The following is a 15,638-nucleotide window of genomic DNA, read 5'->3' as shown; positions in this document are numbered from 1 at the left end:
TGCCAGTGAGCAGGCACTACGCTGGCGTCCGAGGTCGATGCGTGATCATTGGTTGTCCACACAGCACCTAATGATCAACGGCGTCCTCATCTGCTTGGCTGCCACCGGAACCAGTAGTCCAGACCCTCGACCCGGTAGCGGGCCCCGGCATCAAAGCGCACCTCGGCCACCAGTCGCCTCGCATCGTCCGGCGCCTGACGGTACTGCGCCAGCAGCAGGGCGAGTTCGTCGTAGCGGGCGTCGATCCCGCCCTGACCCGGGTGGGCCTCCGGACCCACTCTCCCTGCCGCCCGGAGGCCGGCCGCCCGGCGCGGCGAAGCCGGGCTAATATGCGCCGGGAATCGTCGGACGACGGGGGAAACATGGCCTACCAGCTCAGCTTCTTCTGCCGCTCTGGAGAAGAGCGAGGCGACCAGGCACTTGATCGCTTGCTGGACCGCCTGCTGGAATCCGGCGAAGGTCTGGTAGGTGAGTGGCAGGGCCCGTTCGGCGATTCAGTCGCCGCATTCAAGCTCGGTACCAAGAGCAGCATGGATGACACATCGGTCGCGGACTTGCTCACGCTTGAAGTGCACGTGGGTGTTGCAGAGATTGCAGAGTCGGTGATCGCCGCGTCCCCCAACGATGCGGAAAGCATTTGGGGGTGCGACCTGCTGGCCATCGTCACCCTCAGCGGAAGCGACCCCGACTGGCCACTGGTCAACCGAATCTGGGCCGCAGTGACCAGTCTCTGGAATGCCGTCCCATGGGACGAGTCCTCCGGATTTGAGATCGCTGCCAGCGCACCGGAGCGGTGAGTCCAGCGACTGAGTGTCTCAACTGCGCTACAACGGCCGTGAACCCAGGCGGACACGGATCTCCAGGGACGGTCATCGCAGTTCACGGCTACCTCCGCCCCAGGTCACGCGATCGCTCCCATTGCTTCGGGACGAAGTGGCCACTCAGTTGGGGTGTCGACGTGACCAGCGTTGCCCCCGCCTGTCCCGAGTGCGGCCAGCCCATGAAGGATGGCGGCCTGGCCCTCTTCAAGCGGGAGGACGACGGCCGACGGGTCTGCCGGCAGCTGTGGAAGTGCACCAACCGCCATGTCTGGTGGAAGTGGGCCGACCGGCCGGACGAGCCATGGGAGCTCTGCCCGTGGCCGAAGCTGTTCCGCTGACATCCAACGCTGACATCAACGGCCACGAACGGTCCCGGATCAGGTCGGCTTCCGGGGAACCCGACTCCCCCGGCAGGCACGTGGTCCCCGCAGCGCGCCGGGACCGCGATCGAACCGTAAAGCGAGGTCGTCGGTTCGAACCCGGCGGGCGGCTTGCTGCCTGACCAGGCAAAACACCCTGGATCATGACCGATTCCGAGGGTTCGGCATCCACGAGTGGCATCAACCAGGACAATCACGATCGAGATGGGCGCTTGCGCAGCCGGTCCATGTGACTGATGGCCTCACACTGTACGTCTGATGTCATGTGCGTGGAGACGTCCATCGTGATGCCGATCTGGCCGTGCCCCAAGACCTCCATCGCCGCGCGGGGAGCCACGCCGGCCGCGGTCGGCAGCGTCGCGCAGCCGTGCCGGCGTCTTACGCGGCAGCCCTGTCACAGATCTGGGCCCTACCTTGTCCAATTGCCCGAAAGGTGCAATATCTGGTCGGCCTGGTCTCAGCAGGACCCGGCCGAGGTCGTCCACGTCCTGCCGGAACACGAGCTGCTCCAGCCGTCCACCCCGCCGTGGCCCTGGCCGCCGCAGCCGCAGCCGATCTACGTGAGTACGACAGCCACCTAAATAAGGAGGGCGGCTCGATGACCAACGCTGACAGGGTGACCCTTGGCAATCGATTGAACACGCTCAAGATTTCCGAGTCGGCGGTCGCGATGCTCGACGAGGTCGGGACAGTGGTCGCGTGGACGGAGGCCGCCGAGCAGCTTCTCGGTTACTCGGCCGGGGAAGTGGTGGGCCGGTCCGGCGCACTCGTGCTGCGGCCTTCCGAAGAGATTCCGACGATATCGGCGATCATCGAGCAGTGCCGTACCCACCATGGCTGGTCGGGCACGATGACGGTGCGCCACCGAGACGGCCGCATGCTCGACATCAACCACCGGGTCTCGATGCTGTGGGGGCAAGACGGAACATTCCGGTGGCTTGTCTCCGTCACCGACATCGGCGCGCTCTCCCGGGAACCCAAAGGCGGATCGGTACGGGAGGCGCTTCTCACCCACGCGCCGATCGGCATCGTTGTTCGTGACCTGCAGCTACGTTGCCTCTGGTTGAACGACACGGTGGAGAGCCACGACGGCATCTCCCGTGACCGGCGGTTCGGCCGGAAACTCGCCGATTCACGGCCCGGCTTCGAAGCCGAAGCCCTTGAAGCGGTGATGCGGAAGGCACTACGGAACGGCACCACCACCGTCCACGAGTTTCGGGCGTGGCCGACGGAAGATCCGCGCCGGGAGCAAGCATTCTCGGCCTCGTACTTTTGCCTCCAGGACGCGGACGGCAAGACACTGGGGCTGTGCTGCATGAGCGTGGACGTCTCCGGCAGTCAGCGGACGCGCGAGCGTCTTGCCATCCTCAGCCAGGCCAGAACGCGAATCGGCAGCACCCTGGACGTCATGCGGACCGGGCAGGAACTTGCCGACCTTGCCGTACCTCTGCTGGCGGACTACGCCTACGTCGACTTGGGGGAGTCCGTCCCGTTCGGCGAAGAGCCATCGACCGAGATCGACACGGTGGGCAGCCGCCCTTCCGCTTTCCTCCGTGCCGGTCAGGCCTCGATCCACCCGGGGATCCCGGAGTCGACCTTCGCGCGAGGGGAGACGGTCTTCGTCCCGCCGGCCTCACCCCTCGCCGGCGTTCTGCGCACAGGAAGGTCACACCTGGAACCGGTGGTGGACACCTTCCCTGGGACATGGGTCGACCAAGACCCGGCGCGGGCGCAAAAGATCCGTGAGTACGGGATCCACTCCCTCATGGTCGTGCCCATCATTGCCCGGCGCGCAGTCCTGGGCATCGCGCTGTTCCTCCGCACCGAGGACCCCGTTCCGTTTCACGAGGATGACCTGCTCCTCGCCGAGGAGCTCGTCACCCGGGCCGCGCTGTCCTTGGACAACGCCCGCCAATACACCCGCGAGCACAACATGGCCCTCGCGCTGCAACGCAATCTGCTCCCCCACCGTTTGATGGGCGGCGCGGCGGTTGAGGCCGTCTGGCGCTACTTGCCGGCCGACACGGACGCCGGTGTCGGAGGCGACTGGTTCGACGTGATCCCGCTGTCCGGCGCCCGCGTGGCCCTCGTCGTTGGTGATGTGGTCGGCCACGGCATCAATGCCGCCGCGACCATGGGCAGGCTTCGCACCGCCGTACGCACGCTCGCCGACCTGGAGCTGCCTCCCGACAAACTGCTGGCCCATCTCGACGACACATTCAAGCGACTGGCCGACGAAGACGCCGACGCGCCAGACCAGATCCGTATGGTTGGCGGCGCCACCTGCCTGTATGCCGTCTACGACCCGATCACGCGACGGTGCACCATGGCACGCGCCGGGCACCCTCCGCCCGCGATCATCGGCCCACAGGGCCAGGTCAGTTTCCCCGACCTGCCCACCGGAGGCCCACTCGGCATGGGGCTGGGCGTCCTCTTCGAGTCCGTGGATCTGGAACTGCCCGAGGGAAGTCTCCTCGCCCTGTACACCGACGGCCTGGTCGAAACCCGCGACCACGACATCGACGTGGGAATGCGCCGCCTGGGCACCATCCTGGCAACACCCAGTTGCTCCCTGGAAGAGCTGTGCACCCGCGCCACGGAGGCCGTCCAGGGCCAGGCACCAGCCGACGACATCACCCTGCTCCTGGCGCGAACGCTGTCATTCAACCCCACCCGCGTCGCATCCTGGACGCTGCCGAACGACCGGACCGCTGCCCGCAGCGCACGGCATATGGCGGCCCGCCAGCTGACCCAATGGGGCCAGGAAGGTCTCCAGGACTCCACGCAACTGATCGTCAGCGAACTGGTCACCAATGCCGTCCGCCACAGCACCGGCCCGATCGGCCTGCGTCTGGTCCAGCACCAAGGTCTGACCTGCGAAGTATTCGACACCGACGCCGCCTTCCCGTGTCTGCGTCACCCACACGCCACCGACGAAAACGGCCGCGGCCTCTTCCTGATCACCCAGCTGTCCCGCAGATGGGGCGCCCGCCCGGAATCCGGCGGCAAAGTCATCTGGACCGAACAAGACCTGGACTCCGCACCCTCCCATCGGGACTTCACCACGCCACCCGCGCGCAAGGAGTAACCGGGCCATCCCTGTCCGCCGACCTCAACTATCAGTGGCCGTCGAAGCGCCAGTCCCAGGGGAGGCCGGGGCACTGGCGGGGCTGGAGGATCGGCACCATCGGCACCGCGCCCGGGTCGGTACGGTTCCGCCAGTCGGACCCGGACGTCCAGTGGTCTTCCTGTGCGCAGTACGGCCACGGCTCGTCCGCGGGCCACAGCAGCTCGCCTCCCAGCGAACTCTCCGCACGCCTGGGTCGCCGGGCTCGGGGTTGAGGAGGATGGTTTCCCGGGAAAGGTCCGCGTACTCCGGTATCAGGGTACGCAGATCCTTCGCGGGCAACCCGGGTGTATCGCCGGGCATCGTGGCTCATCAGGGCGTACAGACATCGACGGGACTCTGTCGGCACGCTAGTACGCGCCACAGACAACCCCCGCACGCAGGAGGAAGGTGCCGGGGACATGGTGTGGTGACAGTGCCACGGCGCTTTGCCGCACTGAGGGGGTCGAGCGTGCCACAGCAGTTCCACGTGAGGCCGTACCGAACGGGGAGCCACGGGAACAGCGGTGACAAGACCGCATTGCCCCAAGTCAGCGTCCGCCCAGGTGAGGCGTAGTCCGGAGGCTCAGGCTTCCAAACCGGGGCTCTGGTCGCCGAGGATCCGCTCCCACTGCAGCCCGTCCCGCCAGCTCCCGTCGAGAAAGATCGAGGAGTGCGCGACGCCGTACGGGATGAACCCGTTGCGGCGCAGGACCCGCTGCGACGGCAGATTCTCCAGATTGGTGGACGCCTCGGCGCGGTGCAAGCCGAGTTCGTCCGTCATCACCCGAAGTACAAGCCCGACGGCGCGCCCGGCGTGCCCTTGGTTCTGGGCGACGCTGGCGATCCAGTATCCGACGGAGCCGCGGCGCAGGTGCGGCTGCGGCAGGATGCCTCCGACGGTGACTTGCCCGATCACCTGGTCGTCGGCGAGCACCACGCCCGGCCAGACCGAGCCGGCCCGGTATCCGGCCAGCAGGCTGGCGATCCGCTCCGCCTGCCCCTCCGGGGTGAAGAAGTCGGGCGGTTGGGCCGGTTCCCACGGCCGGAAAGCCTCGAAGTCCCGCACCCGATGCGCGGCGATCGGAGCGGCGTCGGCGGGCTCGATCAGGCGGATTCTGGTGCTGCTACGCATGGGTCGATCCTCGTCGCGGTGCGTCGGAGAGACGGGCAGCCTATGCGAGGGTGCCCGCGCCGCTGCACCCTACGCCCGATGAAGAGTTCGCACGTGGACTCTGCCGAACTCTCCGGTCGATCTCTGGGCAACGGCGCGTGACATCCGTGAATCTCGTTGTCGAAGGTCTCGCCGAGTGAGGTAGAAGGGCGGCATGGATACCGCCGTACTTGAACAGATGCTGGACGAGAGCTTCGATCACGTTGTCGTGCACCACGGATACACCAACTACATGCGCGACTACGAGGTCATCGTCTACGCAACGGCTGATCCCCGGACCGGCATCACGCCGTCCCACCTGCGGTATCTGTTCACGTACTGCGTTGAGGCGCGGTGCGAGACATCGGTGCCGGCTGAGACCTGGAGGGTCTCTTTGGACGACCGGCTCATCGACCACGAAACCGGTGTCGACCTCGACGGATATGTCTGGGGCGTGAAGTGGCACTGCCTCTACCCAGGAGCCAAGCTCCTCCCCGAGTCGGAAACGACACGACGCTGGTCGAAGGCCCTCGGGATCGACTTCCACGAGGTACGCATTGAGACCAACGCGCACAACCTGACCTTGCTCTTCTCTGACCTTCAGGTGAGCGAGGTCCAGGTTGGATACGCACCGTTCATCGCCGAGTAGCGATCCGGGTTCATGTGATCTTGTGACTGGCGCGTGTCCCAGTCGTTCTTCCTGCCATGGGGCGGGGTGATCTGGATGACGCGGAGTGGGAGCGGCTGCCCACGAGGCCGGAGCAGGCCGCGCTGGGCGCGGGCGACGGCTCCGGGATTCGGGATTCGGGATCCTGCAACATGAGCGCCCCGGTCCGTGATCGTGGACCGGGGCGCCTGTCGCGAGCGTCAGCTGATCGCCTCGGCGGCGTCCTCGATGAGGTCGGCGACGGCCTTGGGGTGACTGATCATCACGACGTGCGACGAGGTGGGTACTTCGACGACCTTGCGCGCGTTCGCACGGCTGTACATCCAGCGCTCACACGCCGGCGGGATCGCCTTGTCCTTACCGGCGACCAGCCCCCACGTCGGGATCGTCTTCCAGGCCGCGGCCGTGGTCGGGAAGATGAAGGAGTCGGCATCGAACGGCCGCTGCGTGGCCTGCAGGACCCGGAAGGCAGAGGTGGGTAGGTCAGCGGCGAAGGCCGCCTGGCCGTCCTTGCTCAGGTACAGGTCGATTCCGGTCGTGCCGTCGGCCTTCGTGTACGGGACCGGCACGCTCACCGGCTCGACCTCGCTGCCGGGGAACTTGGTGATCAGCTCACCCTGCGTCTCGCCGACGTCGGGCACGAACGCGGCGATGTAGACCAGCGCCTTGACGTTGGCCTTCCCGGCGGCGGCATTCGTGATGACCGTTCCTCCCATGGAGTGCGCGACCAGCACCACCGGTCCGCTGATGGAGTCCAGCAGGCTCCCGATGTACGGGGCGTCGGTCGGAATTCCCCGCAGCGGGTTCGACCCGCAGACCGTGGTGTAGCCCTTGTGCTGCAACTCCTGGACGGTGGCGTTCCAGCACGACGAATCGGCGTAGCCGCCGTGCACCAACACGATCGTGGGCTTCACTTTGGGCTTCTCCTTATTGGTAGGGGATGTGGCCGTCGCTGCGGTGGCCGTTCCTTCTACGCCGGCTATCAGCGCGGCCGACCCGGCCAGCGCCGCTCCGGCGGCCAGCATCTGACGGCGGGAAAAATCTGTACTCATGGCACTCCTCATGCATGGGGGTCAAGGGGAAATGAATCCGACGGACAGCCGGTGCGCGGGCGCGGCGGGCTTTCAGGACTGCGGGTCCGTCCGCGCGGGCCCGAGAAGCCTTCGGGAAGCACGGCGCCTGTCGACCCCAGTGCGGCCGGGGACGGCGGGCGCTACGTCAACGGCAGCGCCGTCAGAAGTTCGGCTCGGCCGGCGGGCTCAGCCGCGTATGGCCGGTTTGAATGGTGGAACACCATGGATATTACGAGGAGCGCCTTTACCTGACTTCGGTCATGTGACCTAGATTCCGGGGCCGGCGCCCCTGCAGTCGCCTACAGCTCAGAAGCCGTTCGATCAATGCCGCGCCCTGCGCGACGTCCTGGGCAAGGACGTTCTTCCTCAGGGCGGGAATTCACGTCGAAGCGCTTCGTCCGACGGCGACCGCCAACAACTTCTTGCCTGCACAGCCTCGCCCGCACCCTCCTCGAGGGTTGGGCTCCGGCCCCCTGTGGCGGGGGCCGGAGCAGGGGTTCGCGGTGGCGTCAGGACTCTTCGTCGGTCCCGTGGGAGGCCTGTGCGATGACGGCGGCCACGACGGCGGGGCGGGAGACGTAGACCGAGTGGCTGCCAGGGGTCTCCGTGACGGTGGCCTTGGCGCGCTCGGACATGGCACGCTGGGCAGGCGGCGGGATCATGCGGTCGTCGGTGGCCACCAGGTACCAGGACGGCTTGTGCTTCCACGCCGCCTCGGAGACCTGGCCCTCGAGGGCGTCGACGCCCCAGGGCACCTGGGAGTCGGCCATGAAGGCAGCCAGTTTCTCCGGCACGTCGGCGGCGAAGGAGGCCGCGAACTTCTCCCGGTCCAGGAACAGGAACCCGTCCTGGGGCGGAAGGATGGGGGGGACCGGCGCCCCGGGCGGCGGGTCGGCGATCAGGGCGTTGACGGACTCGCCGCTGTCGGGTGCGAACGCGGCGATGTAGACGAGCGCCCCGACGTTGGGGTGGTTGCCGGCCTCGGTGATGACGACGCCGCCGTAGGAGTGGCCGACCAGCACGGCCGGGCCGTCGAGGCTGTCGAGGATCCGGTGGGTGGCGACGACGTCGTCGGCCAGCGACAGGGTGGGGTTCTGCACGATGGTCACCCGGTAGTCGTCGGCGGTCAGGTGGTCGTAGACCCCCTGCCAGCCCGATCCGTCCACGAAGCCACCGTGCACGAGCACGATGTTCTTGATGGTTGCCATGGTCCCTCCCGAACTGGTGGGACAGGCCTTGGCGGCTGTCCCGGTGCGTTCCATCCAAGGCCAGGGCGGGTGCCGGGGCCATGCAGAACAGCACGCAGAAGTACCGGCCGGAATCTCCTGGTCAGGTGGTGGTGGCCAGAGCGTGGCAGCGGCCGCTCGCCTCGGTGTCGCCGATCGCTGCGAAGACCCGGGCCGCGCGGGTGTAGGTGTCGCTGCTCTCGGCGGTCCGGCCGTCGTCGGCGAGCAGGGCGGCGAGCGTCTCCAGGGCATCGGCCTGCCGGAAGTCGGACATCTGCAGGGTGTCCATGAGATCAGCCCCCTCGCTGAGTGCGCTGATCGCCTCCGCTCGGCGGCCGAGGTGACCCAGGCAGTAGCCGATGCGGATCAGGATGACGGTCCGGCTGTGGACGGCGATGCTCGGCGTCATCCCTGATCCCGGGTCGTCCATCAGCGACAGCACGTGGCGGAACCGCTCCAGTGCCTCTGCGTAGCGGGATTCGTCCAGGAGGCAGTTGGCGATGCTCGACAGGGTCTGCGCGTAGGAGTCGATGTCGCCGGTGGACTTGAAGATCTCCGCTGCCCGGGTGGACGAGGTGACGGCCTCGTCCCGGCGGCCGAGCAGCCGTAGCGCCACCGCGCTGTACTGGTGTGCCCACGCGATCTGGCCGATGGCCGCGCCGCGGGTGGCCAGCTCGAGGGCCTCGGCGGCGTGCAGCAGCATGACCGTCGGGTCACCGGGCGGAACGGACTGGACCCAGGCCAGGTAGTTCACCTGCGTCGCCTGCTGTTCCAGATCGTCCAGGGCGGCCGCGGCGCGGGCGCCGAGGGTGAAGACCTCGTGCCAGTGCGGGCTGTGCGCCCACCGTTCGGAGAACCAGTGCATCGACTCGGCGCACTGGAGCACCATGCCGTGCTCGCCGGTGCCCGCCGCGAGCCGTAGGGCGCTCAGCCAGTTGTCCGCGTTCGCCCGTAGCCACCAGTCCGCCTCTTGCGACGAGGACAGGAGGGTGAGGTGTGTCCCGGGCTCGCCGGGGTCGCCGTGATCGGGTTCGAACCATCGTCCGGCTCGCGTGGCCATCCGCAGCAGCCATGACACGGTCCTCGCGGTGAGCGCCTCTGTCTCGGCTTGTCCTTCCTCGCTGGTGAGCCGCTCGCGGGCGAAGAGCCGGACCAGGTCGTGGAAGAAGTACCGGCCGGCGGTCGCGTCTTGCAGCAGTCCGAGATCGACGAGCGCGTCCAGGGCGGTCCAGGCGTCCTCAAGAGTCATCTCGCCGACGGTGGAGGCCAAGGCGGCGTCGAAGGAGCGGCCGGGAACTGCGGCAAGGCGCCGGAAGACCCGCCGTGCGGGATCGGGGAGTTGCTCGTACGACATCCTGAACGCACCGGCGACCTTCAGGTCGCCGGCCGTGAACTGGTCCAGGCGTCGCTCCTCGTCGGCCAGCCGGGCGGCGAGCTCGACGGCGTCCCAACCGGGACGGCTCACCAGCCGGTTCGCGATGATCCGCACCGCCAGAGGCAGACCTCCGCACAACTCGACGAGGTTGGTGAGCGCCAGCTTCTCATCCGCATGCTCACGTTCGCCGAGGATCGCGGTCATCAGTTCCCTGGACTCCCCCAGTGGCAGCGGCCCGAGGCCGAGCCTGCGCACGCCCTCCAGGCCCGCCAGCAGCCGGCGGGTGGTGATCAGCGCGGTGCTCGCGCCGTTCCCCGGCAGCAGTGGGCGCACCTGTTCCTCGGACGCTGCGTTGTCCAGGACGACCAGCACACGCCGGTCCCGCAGCAGCGAGCGGTACAGCGAGGCCCGCTCCTGGCCGTCGCCGGGGATCTGCTGTTCGGAGACTCCCAGAGCGCCGAGCAGCGATCTCAAGGCGTCCTCGGCGGGCCGGGGCATCTGGGACATGCCGAACAGGTCCACGAATAACACCCCGTCGGGGAAGCTCGGCCGCAGGGAGTGGGCGGCACGGACAGCAAGAGTGGTCTTCCCCAGACCCGCGGAACCGGTGATGAGCCCCACCACACCGAAGTCCGGGGAGCCGGCGGCGTACACCAGCTGGCTCAACCAGACCAGTTCGGCGGAGCGGCCGGTGAAGTCGGGGACCGACCGGGGCAGCTCGCACAGACCGTTCGGACGTGACCAGTGGTCCCGCAGCCTGCCGTCGCGCGCCAACTCCACGAACTGGCGGCGAGCGTCGCCCTCCAATGCGAGGGCGTCCGCCAGGGCGGCCACGCTCCGCTGCTGAGGCCCCTTGCTCCGTCCCCGTTCCATGTCCGACAGGGCCCGTGCGCTGACCCCCGACGCCTCGGCCAGCTGCTCCAGCGTCAGATGAGCCGTCCGCCGATGACCCCGCAGGGCCTCCCCGAATCCAGCCTGCCCAGACAGCACCGCACGCTCCCTCCGAGCGGCGAAGGGGAAACGCATCCGCCGCAGCAATCGTTCAGGCCCGCGGGCCGGCGCCGGCCGCGTGGGGCTGTTTCCTGGCGGGGCCGCTCATGCAGTTGGACTCCCCCCCGTCCGCGGATGCGGGCCCGCCGCTCGCCACTCCTGGGGAAAGGGAGCGGGATCAGCTTGCGACAGTGAGCCCGGGGAAGTCTTCTGCCAAATGACCTGAGCGGTGTCGTGCGCTTCGCCGGCGAGCGCTTCGTCGGACGCTTGACGGGTCCGTTTCCGCCGGACGCGGTACGGCAGCGCTACGGCGGCCCGACGACGTTCCGCAGTTGACGACGCGTGGTGACGCCGAGCTTGGGGAACGCGCGATTGAGATGGAAGCCGACGGTCCGGGGGGACAGGAAGAGCCGGGCCGCGATCTCCTTGTTGGACAGTCCTTCGGCGGCGAGCTGGACGATCGCCAGTTGCTGAGGAGTGAGTCCGATGGCCGCGTCCTCGCGACGCGCCTCGGCGGAATCGACGCCGGTGGCCCGGAGCTCCCCCGCGGTGCGGATGCTCCAGGCGTCCGCCCCGAGGCCGCGGAAGAGCTCCAGCGCCTCGCTCAGCGGGACGCGAGCGTCCATCGGCCGCTGGCGTCGGCGCAGCCACTCGCCCAGGTCGGCGAGGGCGAGGGCGCGCTCGAAGGGCCATTGATCCGCGCCGACGTCGAATGCCGCTTCGCGGAGGAGGTCTTCGGCGGTGTCGGCGTTGTCGGTGAGAATGCCCCGGGCCCGGCACAGGATCAGATGCATCCGCGGGGAGAGGTCGGCCGGCAGGTGCTCCGTGGCCGCGTCGAGGGTGGCTTGTGCCTGTGCGGACCGTCCGATCCGCACGGCGCTGGCGGCCATGTCGGCGAGTCCGTAGAAGGACGTGTGGAAGTGCACGGGGCTGCCGTCGCGGTGGAAGAGCCGGCTGAGGTGGAAGTACGCGGCCTGGTGATCGCTGTCCGCGAATGCGGCCAACGCCCTTGCCTGGCGTGCGCGTACTTCGAAGGTACGGGTTCCCGGCAGGTCGAAGTCGTCGGTCGTGTCGGCGAGTATCCGTCTGGCCCGTTCGCTGTCGCCGCGCGCGGCGGCGAGTGCGCCGGCGAGGATGTGGTTGTTGACCGTGGCCAGCTCCAGCCCTCCAACGGCGGTTGCGCGCTCGGCCTCGGCCAGGACCGAGAGCGCGGCGGGCCAGCGGCCTGCCTCGAACAATGCCATCGCGTGCGCGGACGCGACGGTGGCGTTCGCACCCGCGGTGGACGTATGGCTGTTGATCTTGGACAGGGTACCGAGAAGGTGAATGGCCTCCTCGGTCTCGTCCAGCGCCCACGCGGCGGCTCCCAGCATCGACCAGGCCCCGAGAGGTGGGTCGGCGCGACCGGCCGCCTGGCGCAGATGGGCGAGAGCTTCTCTGCGCGAGCCGAGCGGATCGCAGCCGCCGATGATCCACGCTGTGCGGTAGTCGGGTTCATGGGCGGGATGCTGACGGTAGCGGTCCAGGATCGCCGCGCGGAAACGCGGGTCTCCGCTGATGTAGGCGACCGTGGCCGCCGTGCTGAGGGCATCGAGCACCCACTCCGGCTGGGTGGTCGCCCAGAGATCGGCTGCCGACATGAGCCGGTCCATCGCCTCGTCGTGACGGCTCGTCAGGGACAGGGTCCAGCCGGCGTACATGTCGGCGTCCGCCCGGGCGTCAGGAGTGTCGGCGTCCGCCGCTGCGGCCGCGGTGAGATCCGCGACCCAGCGCGGATAGCCGGCCGACAGCGCGGACGACGCGGCGGCGAGGAGCCGGCGGACACGGTCGTTCGTGCGGGGGCTGAGCTGGGCGGCACGCTCCAAGGTCGTCGCGGCGGCAGCGAAGCCGCCTCTGTGGCGGGCGCGTTCCGCGGTGGCCTCGAGTGCCGCGGCGACGGCTTCGTCCGCCGTGACGGTGGCTGCGGCGCGATGCCAGACCCGGCGGTCCTCATCCAGGCCAGGTGCGGTGGCCAGCAACAGGTGGGCCTGGGAGCGCTGATCGAACGATGCGGCGGCCAGTACGGACGATTGGACCAAAGGGTGCCGGAAACGGATCACGCCGCTACGCAGGGTGAGTAGGCCGGCCTTCTCCGCAGCGGACCACGCCTCTCGCGCTTCCCTCTCCCCCGCAGGCCCGCCGGCCCCGGTTGAGGCCGGGGGCCCCGGGTCGGTGGATTCGCTGTCGGGTCCGTCGGATCCGGGACCTACGACGTCGCCGAGGATCTCCGCCAAGGCCGCGAGGTCCGGCAGGTCGGCGACCGCTGCCAGGAGGAGCAGTGTGCGCGCCGGCTTGGGCAGAGCATCCAGATCCGCGGCGAAGAGCTGCTCCAGCCGCTCGGTCAGCGGGAGTTGCACGTCGCCTCGGTCGTCCGTCAAGGAGCGGGTGGCCGCTACGCGAGCGAGCTCCACCAGGGCGAGCGGATTTCCGCCGGCCTGCCGCATCACCTGCAGACGGGTGCGGCCCTGCGGGGGGACGGCAAGAGAGTCGAGCAGGTTCGCCGCCTGGGTGTCGTCGAGGTTCTCCAGTCGATGCAGCACGGTCTGGCGTGTCCAAGCCGGCAGGAGTCCTGCCGGACGGGAGGCCAGGAGGAAGCCGATGGGTTCGCCGTCGAGGCGTCGGGCACACAGGCTCAAGAGATCCTGGGTGGATCGGTCGACCCATTGGAGATCGTCGACCAGCACGAGGAGTGGTCCGGCGTCGGACCAGCGGGACAGCAGACGCAGCAAGGCGCCTGCCAGAGCGAGGGTCCCCGCGGCCGCTTCCCCCTCGCCACGGACAGCGACTTCGAAGACCGCCCGGTCCTCGGCATCGATGCCGGCCAGGGAACTGCGCCACGGGTGCAGCAGCGCGTCGAGCCCGCTGAAGGCAAGACCGGCCTCTTCGGGTCGACCGGCGACCCACCTCACCTGTCCACCCCGGTCGTTGACGAGCCCGGCCGCCGCTTCCAGGAGCGAGGTCTTGCCGATACCGGGTTCGCCCAGCATCAAAAGGGTGCGTTCCGCCGCCCCCACTTCGGGACTCGAAGGATCCGTCGACAACTCGGCACGCAGGTGATCAAGAAGCGCACCAACGAGGTCCAACGCCTGTTCGCGGCCCGTCAGCTCAGGTCTGACCGATGGCATCGCACCCTCCTACGGCCCTGCCCCCGCATCCCGGATACACGCTGTGCGGCTGGCGTCAGCGTAGTTGATGACGTTTTGAACGCTGTCCCGCAGGCGGTAGGGCCATTGCGGCCCGAACGGCATCCGCGCCAGGGCGCTCACCGAGGTCGGCCGTGCGCTGCGGCACCCTCCGCAGGGCCGACGCCGCTCGCTCCAGAACGTGAACGACACCATTCGGGCCGGAAGTTGCCACACCCCTCGCTTTCGGATCACGGGGTCGCCCAGCCCGTGCGCCTTCGTAAGCGCGCCACGCTGGAGGTGGGACTTCGATTCGAACGAATGATCATTGGCTTCTGGCGGGAAGTTGCCGCGTCACCGGGGAGCCCGCCAGGAGGGCCACTCGACGACTGACACGGTGACAGTGACGGCAAGCGAAACGTGGTGTCCACTCCCCTGGGCTCGCCGCCCGCCCGTTCCGGGCGAGCGGCGAGCACCCTGTTGCGGCCGACAGATGACCGGGGCGACCTCGTCCACCGGGCGGTCGTCATTCGAAGACAACGACCTGGCGCCCGACGACATCGCCGCGGCCGAGGGCCTCGAGGTTGTCGTTGATGTCCTCGAGTCCTACTTTCGTGACGTTGTGCTTGATGAGACCGGCTTCGGCCAGGGAGAGCACCTCGACCAGGTCCAGGTGGTTGCCCCAGAAGGAACCGAGGTAGGTCAGCTCCGTCCCCACGAACGGGAACTGCTTGTGCTCCACGTGGTGGCTCATGAGGCCGACGGCCGCCAGCACACCCTCGGGGCCCAGCAGGTCGAAGCCCATCGAGATGGACGCGTTGCTGCCGACGCAGTCCAAGATGGCGTCGAGTGTCCTGCGGCCGGTGAGCTGTTCCAGTTCGTCCTGGATGGCCTCGGTGGACTTGTCGCGGACGTTGATCCCGTAGTCGGCGCCGTTCTCCCTCGCCACGTCCAGCTTGCTGTCCTTGCGGGCGAAGGCCACCACGGTCGCTCCGCCACCGAGGAGCTTGGCGTACTGGACCGCGTAGCTGCCGAGCCCGCCGATGCCGGTGACGGCGACGATACGGCCGGGGCCGATCTTGCCGGTGTCGCGGAGCTTGCGCATCCCGCGGTACGGGGTCATGCCCGCGTCGGTCATCGGGGCGAGAAGCTCAGGTGCCTGTGCGGCGTTCTGCGATACGGGAATCGCGTGACGGCCTTCCACGGCCATGTACTCGGCGAAGCCGCCGGGCGGTCCGAAGCCCACCCACCTGCCGTTGCCGCTGCAGAGCTGTTCGTTGCCCTCGCGGCACTGGCGGCATGTGCCGTCGCCCCAACTGGGGTTGACCACCACCATGTCGCCCTCGGAGTACCCCACCGACTTCGGTACGGCGCTGCCCAGGCCGGCCACCCGGCCGGTGACCTCGTGGCCGGGGATGTAGGGGAGGTCCACGGGGAACGGGACTTCGAAGTAGCCGTTCAGGAGCTGATAGTCGCTGCGGCACATGCCGGTCGCGGCGACCTTCAGCAGGATCTCGTCCGGGCCCGGGTCGGGCATGGGGACTTCTTCGATTCGAAGGGGCTCCTTGTATCCGTGCATCCGAGCTGCTTGCATCTGCATGGGGGGTGCCTCGCTTTCGCCGGCGAGCAGCACCACGCGCCGGCGCAGCGTGACGAGCTACGGATCCCTCACCGGCCGGCACGGCC

12 protein-coding genes and 1 pseudogene are annotated in these 15,638 nt (G+C 68.5%); 5 read left to right on the top strand and 8 right to left on the bottom strand.

What is annotated here, in order from left to right:
- Positions 1 to 86: 86 nt before the first annotated feature.
- The gene (locus ACFYXS_RS05940) at positions 87 to 278 is read right to left on the bottom strand and encodes a hypothetical protein (RefSeq protein ID WP_389244322.1); all 192 of its coding nucleotides are present in this window, start codon (positions 276 to 278) and stop codon (positions 87 to 89) included.
- Positions 279 to 362: 84 nt separating this feature from the next.
- Here ACFYXS_RS05940 and ACFYXS_RS05935 point away from each other — a divergent pair, with 84 nt between their 5' ends.
- On the top strand, positions 363 to 797 hold the full coding sequence (locus ACFYXS_RS05935; protein WP_389244319.1) for a hypothetical protein: 435 nt from the start codon (positions 363 to 365) through the stop codon (positions 795 to 797).
- A gap of 161 nt (positions 798 to 958) precedes the next feature.
- Positions 959 to 1,159 (top strand): dehydrogenase, encoded by a 201-nt coding sequence (locus ACFYXS_RS05930; protein ID WP_389244317.1) that lies wholly within the window; start codon positions 959 to 961, stop codon positions 1,157 to 1,159.
- A gap of 235 nt (positions 1,160 to 1,394) precedes the next feature.
- Here ACFYXS_RS05930 and ACFYXS_RS05925 read toward each other — a convergent pair.
- Positions 1,395 to 1,592: pseudogene (locus ACFYXS_RS05925) on the bottom strand (site-specific integrase); the annotation flags it as partial.
- 31 nt (positions 1,593 to 1,623) lie between these two features.
- Between ACFYXS_RS05925 and ACFYXS_RS05920 the strand changes: the two are divergent.
- A complete protein-coding gene (locus ACFYXS_RS05920; protein WP_389244315.1) occupies positions 1,624 to 1,782 on the top strand; it encodes a hypothetical protein in 159 nt (52 codons plus the stop codon).
- A gap of 17 nt (positions 1,783 to 1,799) precedes the next feature.
- Entirely contained in the window at positions 1,800 to 4,289 is a 2,490-nt protein-coding gene (locus tag ACFYXS_RS05915; protein WP_389244313.1) for a SpoIIE family protein phosphatase, read from the top strand.
- A gap of 604 nt (positions 4,290 to 4,893) precedes the next feature.
- Here the strand turns inward: ACFYXS_RS05915 and ACFYXS_RS05910 are convergent.
- Positions 4,894 to 5,442 (bottom strand): GNAT family N-acetyltransferase, encoded by a 549-nt coding sequence (locus ACFYXS_RS05910; RefSeq protein WP_389244311.1) that lies wholly within the window; start codon positions 5,440 to 5,442, stop codon positions 4,894 to 4,896.
- 193 nt (positions 5,443 to 5,635) lie between these two features.
- Between ACFYXS_RS05910 and ACFYXS_RS05905 the strand changes: the two genes are divergently transcribed.
- Positions 5,636 to 6,109, top strand: a complete 474-nt coding sequence (locus tag ACFYXS_RS05905) for a hypothetical protein (RefSeq protein WP_389244309.1) — start codon at positions 5,636 to 5,638, stop codon at positions 6,107 to 6,109.
- A gap of 218 nt (positions 6,110 to 6,327) precedes the next feature.
- Here ACFYXS_RS05905 and ACFYXS_RS05900 read toward each other — a convergent pair whose 3' ends face one another.
- The 5 genes from ACFYXS_RS05900 to ACFYXS_RS05880 form a co-directional block, all read right to left on the bottom strand.
- A complete protein-coding gene (locus ACFYXS_RS05900; protein WP_389244307.1) occupies positions 6,328 to 7,179 on the bottom strand; it encodes an alpha/beta hydrolase in 852 nt (283 codons plus the stop codon).
- Positions 7,180 to 7,709: 530 nt separating this feature from the next.
- Positions 7,710 to 8,408, bottom strand: coding sequence for an alpha/beta fold hydrolase (locus ACFYXS_RS05895; protein WP_389244305.1), 699 nt, complete (start codon positions 8,406 to 8,408; stop codon positions 7,710 to 7,712).
- A gap of 121 nt (positions 8,409 to 8,529) precedes the next feature.
- Positions 8,530 to 10,791, bottom strand: a complete 2,262-nt coding sequence (locus ACFYXS_RS05890) for an ATP-binding protein (protein ID WP_389244303.1) — start codon at positions 10,789 to 10,791, stop codon at positions 8,530 to 8,532.
- A gap of 305 nt (positions 10,792 to 11,096) precedes the next feature.
- Positions 11,097 to 13,955 carry a LuxR C-terminal-related transcriptional regulator gene (locus ACFYXS_RS05885; protein WP_389244301.1) on the bottom strand — a complete coding sequence of 953 codons (2,859 nt, stop codon included), beginning with the start codon at positions 13,953 to 13,955 and terminating at the stop codon, positions 11,097 to 11,099.
- 523 nt (positions 13,956 to 14,478) lie between these two features.
- A complete protein-coding gene (locus ACFYXS_RS05880) occupies positions 14,479 to 15,489 on the bottom strand; it encodes a zinc-binding dehydrogenase (protein ID WP_389244299.1) in 1,011 nt (336 codons plus the stop codon).
- Positions 15,490 to 15,638: the final 149 nt, after the last annotated feature.

The organism is Streptomyces sp. NPDC002574 (assembly GCF_042889545.1).
In the GTDB taxonomy this organism is placed as follows: Bacteria; Actinomycetota; Actinomycetes; order Streptomycetales; family Streptomycetaceae; genus Actinacidiphila.
Note: the sequence above shows the minus strand (reverse complement) of the source record. Positions and strands in the feature narration are given on the sequence as shown.

Excerpts from the sequence above, each read along its gene's own strand:
- ACFYXS_RS05880 (WP_389244299.1), bottom strand. The coding sequence starts at position 15,489 with ATGCCCGACCCGGGCCCGGACGAGATCCTGCTGAAGGTCGCCGCGACC.
- ACFYXS_RS05915 (WP_389244313.1), top strand. The coding sequence starts at position 1,800 with ATGACCAACGCTGACAGGGTGACCCTTGGCAATCGATTGAACACGCTC.
- ACFYXS_RS05935 (WP_389244319.1), top strand. The coding sequence starts at position 363 with ATGGCCTACCAGCTCAGCTTCTTCTGCCGCTCTGGAGAAGAGCGAGGC.
- ACFYXS_RS05905 (WP_389244309.1), top strand. The coding sequence starts at position 5,636 with ATGGATACCGCCGTACTTGAACAGATGCTGGACGAGAGCTTCGATCAC.
- ACFYXS_RS05900 (WP_389244307.1), bottom strand. The coding sequence starts at position 7,179 with ATGAGTACAGATTTTTCCCGCCGTCAGATGCTGGCCGCCGGAGCGGCG.
- ACFYXS_RS05895 (WP_389244305.1), bottom strand. The coding sequence starts at position 8,408 with ATGGCAACCATCAAGAACATCGTGCTCGTGCACGGTGGCTTCGTGGAC.
- ACFYXS_RS05885 (WP_389244301.1), bottom strand. The coding sequence starts at position 13,955 with ATGCCATCGGTCAGACCTGAGCTGACGGGCCGCGAACAGGCGTTGGAC.
- ACFYXS_RS05910 (WP_389244311.1), bottom strand. The coding sequence starts at position 5,442 with ATGCGTAGCAGCACCAGAATCCGCCTGATCGAGCCCGCCGACGCCGCT.